Annotated in this window: 16 protein-coding genes; 9 read left to right on the forward strand and 7 right to left on the reverse strand. The window is 40.9% G+C overall.

Annotated elements, in window-relative coordinates; genetic code table 11:
- Positions 1-2: 2 nt before the first annotated feature.
- The 3 genes from RSJ42_RS16490 to RSJ42_RS16500 all read right to left on the reverse strand — a co-directional run bounded on the left by RSJ42_RS16490 (position 3) and on the right by RSJ42_RS16500 (position 1,774).
- Positions 3-740 carry a DNA polymerase sliding clamp gene (locus tag RSJ42_RS16490; RefSeq protein WP_410508330.1) on the reverse strand — a complete coding sequence of 246 codons (738 nt, stop codon included), beginning with the start codon at positions 738-740 and terminating at the stop codon, positions 3-5.
- A 325-nt stretch (positions 741-1,065) separates the two neighbouring features.
- A complete protein-coding gene (locus RSJ42_RS16495) occupies positions 1,066-1,380 on the reverse strand; it encodes a transcription factor S (RefSeq protein ID WP_410508331.1) in 315 nt (104 codons plus the stop codon).
- Positions 1,364-1,774, reverse strand: coding sequence for an NUDIX domain-containing protein (locus RSJ42_RS16500; RefSeq protein WP_410508332.1), 411 nt, complete (start codon positions 1,772-1,774; stop codon positions 1,364-1,366). The genes RSJ42_RS16495 and RSJ42_RS16500 overlap by 17 nt, the downstream gene beginning before the upstream one ends.
- A gap of 631 nt (positions 1,775-2,405) precedes the next feature.
- Here RSJ42_RS16500 and artA point away from each other — a divergent pair.
- The 4 genes from artA (at position 2,406) to RSJ42_RS16520 (ending at position 5,169) form a co-directional block, all read left to right on the forward strand.
- On the forward strand, positions 2,406-3,275 hold the full coding sequence (artA, locus tag RSJ42_RS16505) for an archaeosortase A (protein WP_410508333.1): 870 nt from the start codon (positions 2,406-2,408) through the stop codon (positions 3,273-3,275).
- 5 nt (positions 3,276-3,280) lie between these two features.
- Entirely contained in the window at positions 3,281-3,907 is a 627-nt protein-coding gene (locus tag RSJ42_RS16510) for a phosphatidylserine decarboxylase (RefSeq protein ID WP_410510401.1), read from the forward strand.
- 2 nt (positions 3,908-3,909) lie between these two features.
- Positions 3,910-4,653, forward strand: a complete 744-nt coding sequence (locus RSJ42_RS16515; RefSeq protein ID WP_410508334.1) for an archaetidylserine synthase — start codon at positions 3,910-3,912, stop codon at positions 4,651-4,653.
- 159 nt (positions 4,654-4,812) lie between these two features.
- Entirely contained in the window at positions 4,813-5,169 is a 357-nt protein-coding gene (locus tag RSJ42_RS16520; RefSeq protein ID WP_410508335.1) for a dihydroneopterin aldolase family protein, read from the forward strand.
- 99 nt (positions 5,170-5,268) lie between these two features.
- Here RSJ42_RS16520 and hisC read toward each other — a convergent pair whose 3' ends face one another.
- The 4 genes from hisC to RSJ42_RS16540 form a co-directional block, all read right to left on the reverse strand.
- A complete protein-coding gene (gene hisC, locus RSJ42_RS16525) occupies positions 5,269-6,369 on the reverse strand; it encodes a histidinol-phosphate transaminase (RefSeq protein ID WP_410508336.1) in 1,101 nt (366 codons plus the stop codon).
- Complete coding sequence (locus RSJ42_RS16530; RefSeq protein ID WP_410508337.1) at positions 6,350-7,537, reverse strand: acetylornithine transaminase; 1,188 nt, start codon at positions 7,535-7,537, stop codon at positions 6,350-6,352. Before RSJ42_RS16530 ends, hisC begins: the two co-directional genes overlap by 20 nt.
- 453 nt (positions 7,538-7,990) lie before the next feature.
- On the reverse strand, positions 7,991-8,989 hold the full coding sequence (locus RSJ42_RS16535) for a hypothetical protein (RefSeq protein ID WP_410508338.1): 999 nt from the start codon (positions 8,987-8,989) through the stop codon (positions 7,991-7,993).
- Between the two features lie 554 nt (positions 8,990-9,543).
- On the reverse strand, positions 9,544-10,026 hold the full coding sequence (locus tag RSJ42_RS16540) for a PUA domain-containing protein (RefSeq protein ID WP_410508339.1): 483 nt from the start codon (positions 10,024-10,026) through the stop codon (positions 9,544-9,546).
- 342 nt (positions 10,027-10,368) lie between these two features.
- Here RSJ42_RS16540 and RSJ42_RS16545 point away from each other — a divergent pair, with 342 nt between their 5' ends.
- The 5 genes from RSJ42_RS16545 (at position 10,369) to RSJ42_RS16565 (ending at position 14,709) form a co-directional block, all read left to right on the forward strand.
- Positions 10,369-11,460 (forward strand): hypothetical protein, encoded by a 1,092-nt coding sequence (locus tag RSJ42_RS16545; protein ID WP_410508340.1) that lies wholly within the window; start codon positions 10,369-10,371, stop codon positions 11,458-11,460.
- 124 nt (positions 11,461-11,584) lie between these two features.
- Positions 11,585-11,995, forward strand: a complete 411-nt coding sequence (locus tag RSJ42_RS16550; protein WP_410508341.1) for a hypothetical protein — start codon at positions 11,585-11,587, stop codon at positions 11,993-11,995.
- Between the two features lie 21 nt (positions 11,996-12,016).
- Positions 12,017-12,664, forward strand: coding sequence for a hypothetical protein (locus RSJ42_RS16555; RefSeq protein ID WP_410508342.1), 648 nt, complete (start codon positions 12,017-12,019; stop codon positions 12,662-12,664).
- A 293-nt stretch (positions 12,665-12,957) separates the two neighbouring features.
- Positions 12,958-14,091, forward strand: coding sequence for a hypothetical protein (locus RSJ42_RS16560; RefSeq protein WP_410508343.1), 1,134 nt, complete (start codon positions 12,958-12,960; stop codon positions 14,089-14,091).
- A gap of 51 nt (positions 14,092-14,142) precedes the next feature.
- Positions 14,143-14,709 (forward strand): hypothetical protein, encoded by a 567-nt coding sequence (locus RSJ42_RS16565; protein WP_410508344.1) that lies wholly within the window; start codon positions 14,143-14,145, stop codon positions 14,707-14,709.
- Positions 14,710-14,784: the final 75 nt, after the last annotated feature.

Consider the following 14,784-nt stretch of genomic DNA (forward strand, 5'->3'; position numbering starts at 1 on the left):
CCTTAGTCCGACTCAATTCTCGGAGCCAGCAGGTAAGAGATTCTTCCTGCACCGTTTGCAATTTCAAAGTCAATCAGAATAGGGAAATCTCTTCCAAGGGAGAGAGTAACCTCATTTACCTTATTCGTTGGCTTGACTATATCTGTCAGGTAGTCCAGGGAGAAGAGGGAACAGGCTTCACCTGCTTTCAGGTCGATTAACTGGTCTCTGCCCATTTCCAGGCGGACCTGATCTGTATCACCTTTTGCTTCCATATAGAAAGTATCGCCAGAAACTCCCATGAGCATATGGTCGCTTATCTTTTCTGCGGCTTTAACGGCACGCCTGAGGTCTGCACCGTTCAGGACAACTTTAGCAGGCAGTTCGAGCTGAGGAACTCTTGGTTCTGCACGGATTGTTGAAGGGTCCAGAAGAGAAAGAGTATAGGACAGCCCTCCTACATCAATATGGAGCTTATTGTTTCCTTCCTCAAGCTCCATCCGCACTGTATCATTCCTGTCCGCAATTCCCAGGAGATCTGTAATTTTATTCAGGTCGATTCCTATCTCAGACTCGTCAGCGCTATATTCCTCAAAAGCTGATGATCCAAGCTCAAAAATCCCCATTGCAACATTGGCAGGATCAACTGCCTTTACTGAAATACCTTCGGGTTTAATTTTGAACCTTACCTCATCTACAATTACAGCCAGTGCGGCAATTGCGTCTTTCAGAAGCTCTGCATTAATTGCTGCCTTGAACATGATTCTTCTCCATCAAATAAATTAAGCCTTAAATTCCTTATCCATCCCCTGATATATAAATTTCCTTACAATTTAGGACTTCCCATTCTTTTAAGGGAAACTCCCTAAATCCGGATGAATGGTATGTGGAATCGGGCTAAACTATTAGGTTCAAAGTCCGGGCAACTATATAAATCTTGGTCAGAAAATCAGGAAGCTTCAGGCTCTGCCTGAAACATAAGAGAAGTTCCGACCTGAAAATCAGTTTTCAGAAAAATATTCTTTAAAGTTGTATTTTCCAGAAGCACGTTTTTAAGAAGGGCCCGGTAGAATGTAGTCACAGGATTTAGTCGTATTCTCTCCAGGTGAACCCGCACTTGGTACATTTGAGGAAACGGGTTTCGGATTCATCTGCAGACCTTAGCTGCCTTAGCCACCAGGCTGCAGTATTGTTCCCGCACTCCGGGCATTTTACACTTGTTGTTGGCAGGCCTGAGGTCTGTTCGCCTTCAAGTACAACTACTTCGTGATCGTCGATTTTGGCTTTGGAGACAAAGTTTTTTGCGTCACTTTCAATAGGTATTATGTTTCCGCATTTTCTACAGTGGTAATTGCCATCTTTCGGAAACATCATACTCTTGCATTTAGTACAAAACTGCATTAATATCACTTTTTGCATCGTTTATCATTTTATTGTGGTCAAAAGCCAGATCAGGAACAGAATCAAGCTCAAAAAGTTCAACGGCATCAGCATCAGAACCTGATTTTAATTCTCCGCGCCCTTTCGCAAGGTAACACACTGATACTGTATGCCTTCTTGGATCGCGTTCGGGATCGGAATAGACTCCGATAAGTTTGAGAATTTCCACAGAAAGACCTGTTTCTTCAAAAGCTTCTCTAGTTGCTGCTTTTTCTGTAGTTTCCCCAATTTCTACGAAGCCGCCAGGAAGGGCAAATTTTCCCTGATATGGAGGGTATCTTCTCTTCACCAGAACAAGCTTGTTTTTAAAGAGAATTACAGTGTCAACGGTCAGGCTGGGGGTATTATGTTTCATAAATGCCTTCGTAACTTGCTTTCCTGAGATCTTTTTCTCTACAAATCACATTCCTGATTAGCTTTTTCTGGCATCGCCAGGTAGAATAATATATTATTATTGTGCATATGGTAGAAACTCGTCATTATATTTCAATTATTCTTATGAACTCCTTTACTCTCTTTATTTGATTTCTAAGTCGTTCTCCTGTTCTCGTGCTACAGTCGAGTCTCTCTCAAGCAAAAAAACCCCTTACGTAGTAGTCTTTATTAAAGGTTTCTCTTTTATAGATAACCAAAAGGTTCTTTATTTTGAAACCGTAGAACCAGATTATTTCTCTTCTAAAATATAAATTTGTTATAATCCGTTATTTTTCTATAATAGAAATTTATTATTTATCTATAGGGCTCTAACTCATAAGGCTTCAAACCCTCTATAAGGAAGTAAAATCCATAACCTTTGAGTCCCTTATGTATTTGTGGATATGAAAACTTTAAATCCTTTGTATAATCTCTATGGAAATCTATTAATTATTTTAGGGAATTTCATGTTCTGCTTTCCAAAACTCCAGAACTTGCCCGAGATCTTCCAGTATCACGGAACAAAAGTAATTATTGAATATCTTTATCCCGGGCAAAAAGGTGCGTGAAAAATGATAGAAAGTTTACTCTGGCTCGCAGTCGGGTTAATGATTGCGTCATCCGTTATCCCCAGAAGTCTAAGAATCCGTAAGCTTATAGGGGGAATAGGATGGGGTGTGTTTTCCATCCATTGGGGTTACCAGCCTGTTCATTACTTCGAGATCAAGGACTATGCTAATGTAGGCCTCACATTCTTGTTTGCCCTTTTCTGCTTGCTTGTGGCGTATATAATGCTTCAGGAGTACAGAAAAGGCCCCCTTGTTCTGAAAGGTGATAGGGAAGTAATGCACCTGGCAGCCTCAACTCAGACTGAAGGAAATGCCCTTGACATAACTTCGATGCTTACAGGTGCAAGTGCTCTTGGAGCTCTTGTTTATTTCCCGTTTGCAAATTTTCCATCCCTGAATACCTGGATTATTGGAAACGTTACCTCACAGGTTACCTGGGTTCTCCAGTACTTTGGTTTTCCGGCGTATATGAAATCCTGGAATACGATAACTCTCAACGGGTACACGGTTGAGATTATCCTTGCATGTACCGCAATTGAAAGCATTGCCCTTTTTATTGGGCTGATCGGCTCTGTCAGAGCTCCCCTCAGTCGCCTGATTCCGGCCTTTATTGTATCCGTGCCAGTGATCTATGTTCTTAACCTGATCAGGGATATCTTTGTTGTTGTAGCTTACGGAGAACAGTGGTTTGGTACTGACAGTTTCATTATTGCCCACAACTATATTGCAAAAGCAGGCTCGGGAATAGCCCTATTCTTAATTTCATATGCTGTGCTCAAGATTCTGCCTGAATTGCTTGGAATGATAGATGGTCTCTGGGTAATACTCTCCGAAGAATTGAAATATCTGCTGCATAGATTTGCTAGGGATTGAGATCAATGATTGCAAAAGGCTCTGAACCCTGGCTCTTCTCAGCTGCATCTGTTACCGCCCTGCTTGCAATTCTTTCCAGGGCGACAGATAGTGTACCGTTCCTTAATTATATTGCTAATATGGGAATGGCTTTGACTTTTGTTATGGTTATCTTTTTCAGGGACCCCGAGAGAAAGGTAGAACCATCTGATGCTTACATGATCTCTCCTGCCGATGGTACAGTTATCGACATCAGGGACAGGAAAATTTGCATTTTTATGTTTCTTCAAAATGTGCATGTTAATAGAGCTCCGATCTCAGGAGAAATTAAGGAGATAATTTACAAAAAAGGTGGTTACCTCCCTGCTTACTGTAAGGACTCGGAGAGGAATGAAAGAAATGAATTTATTATCCATAGTAAATATGGGGATGTAAGAGTTACACAGATTGCAGGCACAATTGCCCGCAGGATTGTCACATATTCGAATGTGAATGATATTGTAGAACAGGGACAGCGTATTGGTATGATCCGCTTTGGATCAAGAGTTGATGTAACAATTCCTCATAATTTTGACATTACGGTTGAAAAAGGGGAGCGAGTGCTTGCAGGCAAAACAATTATAGCAACAATAAAAAATGACAGGGAAATTTGAATATGAACGTATTCCAGATGTTAAGACTCCCGGATCTGGTCTCTCTTTTGAACCTGATCTGCGGAATTGGCTCCATTGCAATAGCCGCCCAGAGTGATTCTTTTGGATTTGCTCTGATCTTACTACTGCTTGCTGCAATTGCAGATGGGGCGGACGGATACATTGCCCGCAGATTCAAAGGAGGAAAACTCGGGGAACAGCTTGACTCCCTGGCAGATACGGTCTCTTTCGGAGTTGCTCCAGCTCTTCTCATATTCCTCGAATTCGGAGTAAAAGAGCCTGTTGTCGGAATATTTGCAGGCTTTTATGCTGTCTGTGGCGTTCTCAGGCTCGCCCGTTTCAATTCCACGATTTCTGTCCCGAAAGCAGGGTTTGAAGGCCTTCCCATTACTGCAGGCTGCATAATGCTTGTCACATACTTTTTGCTCGGCAGAAGCTTTGTAAGGGTAGATGCTCTCCTTGCTCTGACTCTTGCCCTGTCCATACTTATGGTGAGCACAGTAAATTACCCGAAGATCAGGAATGTAAAAATTCTCGCTTTCGTAGCTGCTGTATTCGGGATAACCATACTGCTTTACTTTATAAACGTGCAGTATATGCGTATCTTTTCTTTCCTGCCTTTTATTCTCATGCTGAGCTACCTGTTTTCACCTTTCTTGAAGATTCCTCTTATCAGCATTACCAATAGTAAAGATTACGGAAACAAGAAGGGGTTAAAGGCTGAAATAAGGAGAGAAAAGCAGTAATGTATAAAACTAAATCGGCAATATAAAACTAAAACAGCAATATAAAACTAAATTGGCAATATAAAATTAAAACAGCAAATTTATCAAAACAGCAAATTCATTTAAAAAACCGTCTTATTTTAGTGCACTGAAACATCACATTAACAGGGAGAGGATTATTTGACAAAAATTAAAATAACGGATAGGGATAACGCGCTTTTCGAAGCCGGAATAAAACTGGGGGCTCTTTATCACCAGTTCACGGGTTCCCCTGTAAACCTGAAAACAGCTTCAAGCCTTGAGCAGGCTATCCAGGAAAGCATTTCAGTTCAGCCTTTTGTAGAGAATATCTCGGTGAAGATTGACCGGAATCTCTTAAAAAGCAAATTAAACAGCGAGTTCGGGTATACAGAACTTCAGGGTCCCATGCTTGATGTCAAAATCACTGTTAAATATGGTTCTTTAAGGGTGAAGGTCGCAATGGAATACGACTCTGGACTAAATTACCCATTGATGAAAATCCAAAGTATAGAATAATCAGAGATCAGACAATATATGGACTTTGAATTTTGACTGTTAAAATAAGGAAAATTAGCTATTAAAAATAAGGGAAGGAGAAAGGTCCCTGGATCAGATTTAAACCTCGTTTTTTGAAATTTCAAAAGCCCTGACAACCTTCTCATTCTGTTCAGGAGTACCGACTGTTACCCTGATGAAACAGTCTCCGGCTTCTCTGAACGAGTCACAGGAGCGCACTATTATTCCTTTTTTCAGAAGGCTCTCCGTAACCATTTTTGCTCTCAGGGGAGCGACATCCACAAGCACGAAATTTGCCTGCGAAGGATAGACCCTAAACGGGATTTTTTCTTTAAGGTATTCTCTGCCTTCCCTTGCAAGATTTATGCTTTTATTCAGATGTTCCGTGTCCGAAAGCGCAGCCAGCCCTGCCCTTAAAGCCGGAAGACTTACGGAAAATGGGGTGGCAGCTCTCAGGTACTCTTTTGCAAGCCATTCAGGCATTATCCCATAACCTAGGCGGAGCCCTGCAAGCCCGAACACTTTGGAGAAAGTCCTTCCAACTACAAGGTTGTCATACTCCTTTACAAGAGCTGAAAGGTTCCTGTCCGCAAATTCGACATATGCTTCGTCTACAAACACAAGGGCATGGGTATTTTCAACAATCTTCCTCAGGTCAGCTTCAGGAAGGAGGTTGCCTGACGGATTATTTGGTGAGCACAGGAATATAATCTTCGTTTTCGAAGATACTGCTTCAAAGACTTCTTCAGGGTTTACGGAGAAGTCCGGGTTCCGCCTGATAAAAACAGGTTTTGCACCGCAGGCTCTCGCAGGCAGTTCATAATAGGAAAAGGTAGGAGTAGGTATGATAACCTCGTCTCCTTTTTCAATGATTATCCTGCAAAGCCCATCAAGAAGCCCGTCCATTCCAGGCCCCGAGGCAACAATATTCGAGACCGGAAAACCTGTGTATCTTGAGAGAGCCTCTCTTAACTCGTGCGCGTCTGCCGAGGGATAGATATTTGCTCCGGGAGCTGCCTCTACGAGAGCCAGGACTGCTTTTGGAGAAGGTCCCAGAGGGTTTTCATTTGAACCCAGTTTGATGATTGATTCGGGCTTATGACCGTAAGCTGAAGCTATCTCTTCTATTGATCTTCCGGGAACGTATTCTGCAATATCAAAGATTTCCTTTTTTATGAGTTCACGCCTGCTCAAGGACATCAACTACCGCATCTATCTGGTCTTTCGTAATCACAAGTGGAGGGACAAGGCGAAGTACCGAGTCCGAGGTACAGTTTACAAGCACTCCGTGCTCCCTTGCAAAATCTACAAACTTTCCGCAGGGGTACTTGATCTCAACTCCTATCATAAGCCCTTTGCCGCGGACCTCAACAACATCGTCCCTTTTCATGCCTGAAAGCTTTTTCATGAAATAAGCTCCCATTTCCTTTGAGCGCTCCAGAAGCTTTTCTTCTTTAATCGCCTGAATTGAAGCAAGAGCTGCCGCACAGGCAAGAGGTCCGCCTCCAAAAGTAGAAGCATGCTGTCCGCGCTCGAAACTGAGCCCGCTGCGTGCTGCAATGGCACCCATAGGGAACCCTCCTCCTATAGCTTTTGCCATACTCATAATATCAGGCTCTACTCCGAACTGTTCTTTACAGAACCATGTGCCTGTCCTTCCGAAGCCTGTCTGAACCTCGTCAAAGATAAGAAGGGCTCCGGTCTCGTCGCAAATTTCCCTTACCTCTTTTAGATATCCGGGATCCGGAATATTGACTCCACCTTCTCCCTGGATAGGTTCAAGGATAACTGCTGCCGTATCTTCGGAAATCTCCTTCCTGATAGCATCGGCATCAGAGTACGGAACAAAAGCTGTTTTCGAACTTACAGGCGGCGTAAAAGGGTCCCTGTACATACTTTTGTGAGTTACGCTTAGAGCTCCTATTGTCCTGCCATGGAAGGAATGCTCAGCAGCTACAAAAGCACTTTTTCCGGTAGCCACGCGAGCCAGTTTCATTGCAGCTTCTACGGACTCGGCTCCCGAGTTACAGAAAAAGACACGTTCCATACCTGTAATCGAGGCTAGAGTTTCAGCAAGTTCTGCCTGAATTTCAGTATAATATAAATTGGAAACGTGGATAAGCTTTTCAGCCTGTTTCTGTATTGCTTTAACAACTGTTGGGTGGCAGTGTCCAACGTTATTTACTGCAATGCCTGCAACACAATCGATATACTCTTTACCATAAATATCCTGGACGACTGCTCCTTTGCCCTTTGAAAGCACAAGCGGTTGGCGCCCGTAACTCTGCATCACATATTTTGAGTCTTTTTCTATGGTAGAATTATACCTTGCCTGCAGGTCACCTGAATCAATAGTTTTCTCTGTCAAGTAAATTCCTTCCCTTTAAATTTGTAACCGTAAATTTATCTCCAAGCTACTGTGAAAAATTGTGTTCGATTTAAGTCCTTTTTCGATAATAAATCTAAATCCGTAAGTTTACAACTGGTTATCAGTGTTTTAATGATGTTTATCTCTTTAATAGTCAACTGGCTTCTACAAAAACACCTTGAGTTAATAACTTCCTGATTAGCTAATTTCCCAGTTTAAATTTTTCCCCTATCTTCTAATATCAGATGATTACTAATTCTGCGGATCTTTTGAGGACATTTAAGCTATCTGTTTACAGATTATCTATTATTTCTGGAAAAGAATGTTTTCTGCTGCAGAGCAAATTAAGTGCTCAAAGAATAAGGATTAGCAGAAAACTCAGTCTCCCGGAAATAATCCATTTAAAAATTCTAAGCGGAGAACCGCACACTCCGAATACATCAAAGAATCCGGTTAGCTCTGATGGTCTCCGGCTCCCTGTCTCTTTCTAAGTGATCTTGGTCCCGCAAAATGCCGGGTTCTTGCAAGAGATCTGGTTCTGGCAGATTTTTTCTCCATACCGGGCACAAAGCCATCTTTGACTTTAAGACCGGTTTTGATTGGAGAATCTGCTTCTTCAATATTTACAGCTTTTACGAGTCCTTTATCAGGCTCATTCCTTAGCTGCTCTTCCGCCTCGACCATAATCACTTTCCCTAAAGCGTTAACTTCTGCAAGCGGAGGCTTTTCTCCTGATGCCTCTCTTAAAAAAGATACTCCGGAAGGTGCTTTAATAGTACCGTCTACTCTTGCTTTTTCATGCATAACTACCGAATCAGCTCTTATTCCTCCGAATACTCTGCTGTTCTTTCCTACATGCACCTGCCCTTTCGAAATAAGGCTTCCATAGACTGTACTGTTTTCTCCGATAGTTATATTTCCTTCCGAATTGATGCTTCCTTTTAGAATCAGGGCTTTCCCGGTTTCGATGGACTGCACCCTGAGATTCCCTATTAAATAACAGTTGTTCCCGATAACTGCTTTTCCTCCAATCTCCATAGCTTCAGGAGAGATCCTTGTATCTGCAGGTATGATAAGCACTTTTTCTGCAGGCTCCTTTCCATCAAATTCCTCTCCCTCTTCGGAGTCATCAAAAAGCTCTTCAAGTGCTTTTTCCACCTCTTCTCCTTTGCCGAGGCGCATCATTTCCCTGATATACAGGAGTAGAAACATGATTACAGGCACGGGATTCCTGACGATGATCCAGCCTTTGGCTTCAAATCCGCCTTTAATTTTAACTTCTTTTCCTACGTCCAGGTCTCCTTCTACGATCAGTTTCCCGTCAATAGTAACGAATTCTCCCAGATATGCGTTTCTTCCGACTTTTACCCCGCTTCCTATTTTTGACCACATATCAATTCTGGCATCAGAGAAGGCTGCTATATCTCCGGAAACAGCAACTCCTTCCCCCATGATAACCGTATCTCCAGATATGCAGTACTGGACGCTGGAATGGTTACCGATAATAATGTCTCCATCGACTGTAATCCTGTTTGTTTCTATTCTGGTATTATCGGGAACCAGAAGGTTTTTTAGGATTTGTTCTGGCTCTGGGATGTTTTCACTCTCCGAGAAAACTATTTCCTGTTGTCATTTTTAAGTTTCAGGCATGGTTTTCGGGGTGCAGTTTTTAAACCGCGATATTGAAACTGCAATTATTCGCTTTGTAAGTTAGTGTTTGTAAGGTAATGCCCTATAAGTTAACTTTTTGTAAGGTAATTTTTGTAAAGTGATGTTCTGTAAGTCAGTGTTTGTAAGATAACGTTTTTTAAGATAGTTTCCATTCAAAAATAACTATCTACAATATATTCTTATTCATTTTTTCTGCCCATTCTTATTTTTTGAGCAGTATGGATTGCATCTTATATTATATCCAGCTATATGAAAATTTGTATAAAAAGTAAAAATACTTTTGTCTTCCTGTTTAAATTATCTTCCTTTACTTATTTTCTCACTTGGTTTTTCTTTCACTCTTCTCTTTTCGAAGCAGTACCCACACGTACATCCACAGCCGCTCCAGTGTCAAGAGCCAGGACCTCTGAAGGGGATAAAAGCAACTGCCCCGTAGCAAGCAGCCTGTCCTTTTTGTCCGTAATGAGCACTTCTTCCCCAGCCCTGAGTTCAGGATCAATCTCAATTACGTGCTTTGCAAAAGCTGTTTTGCCTGCCTCCACAAAAGGTGCAGCATCATCGGAAACAACTACCCTCAGCTTTTTTCCGGGAAGAAGCCTATGGACTATGGAAGCTCCTTCAATACTGAGAGTAAAAAAACCATCTTTTGCCCTTGCAGTTGCGATTCTTTTGCCTGAGTAAAGGACCTGACGCACTCTTTTTGTCCTGGAAAGCTGGAATGTTGACCCGTCAGGGAAAAGCTCTTTTCCTGTACCCTTCCCGAACTGGTAGTCCGCAATCATACGGACTCTCGAGAGTCTTTCTGAGTCATTGTTCATGAGGCTAGATAATATATGCAGGCCTTAAAGCCATTCCGGTTGTCCAGACTTCTGGAGTTAAGCTGATAGAATAAGTAAATTTATATTTTCCACATGAAATAATAACTTTTTTATATTTGTATCTTTTAACCAATGACTGTCTGGATGCATAGCAACCAATAACTTTCTGGATACACAGGCTTCATGGTACTGGATAAGAAGAAATAGTGCCTGATTTGAAAGCGTGCAGGCAAGTATAACTCTCACAAACCTTCAGAGACTTATGATGCATATGGAAATTTTTCCAGAGCAGCCACAAATTTAAATAAAGCCGGGATTTTGTTGATTCGTAAAAACGTTTCTTTGGATGAAGCTCACCTCCGGAAACTTCAGCCTCTGCTGGAGAAAAACGGAGGAAATTTAAGTGCGGCTATAAGAGAAGTAATTGATCTGGTTAGCCTCTGCCCTGAAAACTCTGGAAATTCAGAAGAGATTTATGAAAGCCTGAAAGCAAAGGGAAGCTTCCCTGAAACAGGGGAACAACTTCTCAGGAGCGGAGAGTTTGTTGCGATAAACCGGCAGATGATGAAGTGGCTTATTAGAAACAATGCTGGCAAGCTTATTGATGAAGATATTGTAAATGATTTTATAAGCCCATATTTAATTGCTACAATCCCCGAACTTGAGGCGCACCTGAACCGTATCAGTAAACAGCTTGGGTGGAAGATTGAAGTTTCGAGTTCCTGTGGAGAAGACATTCAAAAAAACGACTGTGCAAGTATTGATTTCATTGGAGGGGACAGGGATCTTCGCGAGTTTCTTGTAGAAGCGGTCTGTATTTTTCTTTCGCGCTGGATGAGTCTGGACACAGAGGCGCTTCATAGAAAATCAAATTCGATTACTGTATACCTCAGACATATCGCTCGGTACGATATACACAGTGTAGCTCCTGGAGTCAGGAAACTTTTTGGTCCTAAAGATATTCTTTATAGAGAGATTGAGGAAAAACCTGCCTTCTGGATAACGCTTGCGGAACTCTATACAAAGTTCAATTATCAAAGGGTAAATCTGGATAAGGATCTCTTTGAAGCCCTTTTAGCAGGCAAACTCCCTGATATCACAAAATACCTTGAAATCAAAGCTGACCGTTCACTTCGAGAAATTCCTCTTTCGGAACTGCTTCCTCTCTTTAAATACCTTGTAATTGCTTCACAGTTAGTAAATGATGTGGAGATATGCACTGAGAAAGGAAAAGAATGTATCAAAATCAGGCACGATTACTCCGATGAAGGTGTAATTTTAAAACTTATCCAGATGTTTTCCAATTTGTTTGAAGCCGGTCTTCACAAATTCAGTGTAAGGTACGTGTCAGAACTCATATTGTTTGATTTTTCCATTTCTGGTACTTCGATGCAGGATGCCATAAAAGTTTCTCCGGATCTGGATTTTATTTAATAAATAATAAATTTTATATATATATGAAAGATTTCATAAGCTTGCTGATATTCTTTAAGCTTATGAACGCCTGCAAACTTCAGGCTGTTATTGAAATATGATCTTTATAAAGCTGGGATAATCTTTGATTCGCAAAAACGTTTCTATGGAAGATGAATACCTTCAGAAATTGCAGCCCTTCCTGGATAAAAATAATGGGAATTTAAGTGCTGCAATAAGGGATGCAATAGAGCTTGCAGATGCTGCCCTTCAGGGCCATGAGTCCGTAGACGATGCCCTGGAATATTTTACACAGGACTCGACAAAGTACCCTGAGATTCGTAACAGTTTAATTGAGAGCGGAGAATGCATATTGATTAGCCAGCTTTCATTTCGATGGCTTATCGAAAATACCGATGGGATACTCGTAAATGATGAGCTTGTAAGTGAAATTTTCAACCCGTATCAGATTAAAAGCGTCTCAGACCTTCTTGAGTATCTTAATGCCCGCAGTCAGAATATGGGATGGGGAATTGAAGCTTATCTCGGTACCTAGGAGGATAAAATTGAGGTTATAGTGATTGAGAACGGAGACCCCAGTTTAAGAGCATATCTTGCTGAGGCAATCTCTGTATTTCTGGGTCGCTATCAAAACCTTGATGTTCCTTTTGTCCACCGGAAATCTAATTCAATTCGTATTTTCCTCAAGGAGCACGTATCTGATACGGATGTCCCTCCAGGAATAAGAAAAAACTTTGGAACCCTTGACTATACATTTAAAGAAATAAGAAGTAAGCCCGATTTCTGGACTTCTTTAGTAGAAAAATACAGGCTCCAGAGGTACCAGAGGATAAACCTTAACAGGGATGTTTTCGAAACATTTCTTTCCGGTGAGATTCCTGATATTTCAAGCTTTTTCGAAGCTATTGCAGGTAAACCTATTCAGGAGATTCCACTCTATGAATTAATTGCTATTTTGAAAAGATTAGTTTCTATTACCCAGATTGCAAATGATGTTGAAAAAACCGATGAGAGAGGGAAAATAAGCATAAAAATTCGGCATCAATTTTCCGAAGAAGTCGCTATTGAAAAGCTTATAGCGCTTTTTTCGAAGGTATTCCTTACAGCAGGATATGCGTTTGATGTCAGGACAGTATCGAATCTTATTATTCTGGAGTTTAAAGATCCCTGTTATACCTGTTCTTTAACTAACTGTAAATATTGAATTTTTTCCTTTTTTTATTAGACTGCTATAATTATACTATCTAAATATATATACGAAATTATCTTCTGAAGAGATTTTCAACCTGTACTTCTTGTGCTCTGTATGCTATTGTTTTCTACCATTCAATTCTCAGGGTTTTTATTTACAATCATATTCTCTTGTTTTATCTTCCAACAAAAAAATTAATAAGTGATGACTGCAATCTACTACTTGTTGATAAATCTAGAATAGTGCGGAGAGTGAGGAAAACTCGAATCTCTTTCATCTCCAAAAAGGGAAAAGAGGATGTCCACTTGATAGTCCGAAAAAATATCTCAATTGACCAGTGTTACATAGATAAATTAAAGCCCTTTCTGGACAAAAATAATGGAAATTTAAGTGCAGCAATAAGGGACTCTATTGAAACTGCTTCTCAGGTTATTGAAGGAAAAAAGGGAGAAAAAGGAAGTAAAGATTTAAATCAGGCTTTAAAAAATGCAGAATCTCGCAACAAACTGGTTGAAGAGGAAGAATTCCTACTTATCCATCATACAATGCTTGAATGGCTCATTGATAGGACTTCGGGCTTGCTTATTGAAGAATCAATTATATACGAATTAATAAATCCATATTCTATTAAAAGAATTCCTGATTTTATTAATCATGTAAATGGATTGAATAACAGGCTGGGCTGGAAAATTAAAGTTGACGCTGAATGCACCGGGAGCCTTGAACCGGAATCGGTTATTCTTACTCTTTCTAATGGCAATCCTTGCTTCAGGGGAGTGGTTGCTCATAGCCTCTCACTTTTCCTGGCAAAAAAAATGAAGCTTGACGTACAGGGTTTATTCTGTAAGTCAAATGTAACCAAAGTCTATCTTAAAAGGTGTGAATTTCTCGATTATGAAAAAACTCCAAAAGGACTTGAGGAACACTTCGGACCGATGGAGAGCACCTTTAAAGAGATCCAGAGAAAACCTGAATTCTGGAAAAATATTGTCAAAATTTATAGAGAGCAAAACTACGAGCGGCTCAGTATGAATAAAAAAACTTTTGAAGCTTTTGTTTCCGGGAATCTTCCTTCAGTTGAAGATATGGCAAGAGAATTTGAGTTATTTACAGGCAAACCTCCGGAAGCTTTCACCCTTGCAGAGCATATAATGATTTTTAAGGCGCTTTATCTTACTGATAACATAGGAACAGAGATTGAAGTCAGTACCGAGAAGGACAGCGAATACGTCAGATTAATTCATGATTATTCCGATAGCAAGGTTTGTGAACGTATTATCTCTTACTATTCTAATATTTTTAAATATATAGGACATCCATTTACAGTTACTTCCAGTCCTCATATGATTGTCTTTGAATTAGGAAAAAACTTGAATACCAGCCGCATTTCCGAATCAAGACTGACAGACTGGGAATCCAAACCTTCCTTTGCTCCGTAAGTTTGTATTCGGATAGATAAATTCATATGTGGAAGCTTACTATCATTTTTCATGAGTGATGTAATTCTACTATGGGACTGTCCTCTTCTTTTTGAAAAACTCTTCGTAGAATACGGGCTTGAGTGCAGCCGTGCGCTTTCCACGTCTCTTGGTACCCCTTACTTACCTGCCTGCAAAGTTCTTGTCCTGCCCACAGGCTTTGCAAATAAACAATATACAAAGATAGGAGTCGGGCTTGAAAGAGCCAAACGTTCCCTTGAAAAGTTTGTGGCAAAAGGCGGGACACTCCTGGTTTTCAGCCCTCTTGTGCCAGAATATGAGTATGAATGGCTGCCTTTCACTCTGAAATATGCAATGGAAGAAAACCCCTGTACACCCCAACCTGTGGGCGAACATGAGGCTCAAAAACTTATTGAAAACATTATCCCCCCTGCAGGATGCGACGGCTATTTTTCAGAAACTGATGCTCAGGTTGTCCTTGAAGATGAAAAAGGAAGACCCATTATGGTCGTAAAAGAAATCGGAGAAGGTATGATTGTCGCAACTACAATTCATGAGCTGCCTGCAGCCGGATTCTTTGAATGCAGGACCACGTGTACAAAAAAGGTTAAAGTTTAAAAGCAAAACTGGAGGTCAAAAGCTTAGTCCCGTATAATGTAGTCCGAACTTGTATAGTATAGTTCCAACTCTGTA

The organism is Methanosarcina hadiensis (genome assembly GCF_046529725.1).
In the GTDB taxonomy this organism is placed as follows: domain Archaea; phylum Halobacteriota; class Methanosarcinia; order Methanosarcinales; family Methanosarcinaceae; genus Methanosarcina; species Methanosarcina hadiensis.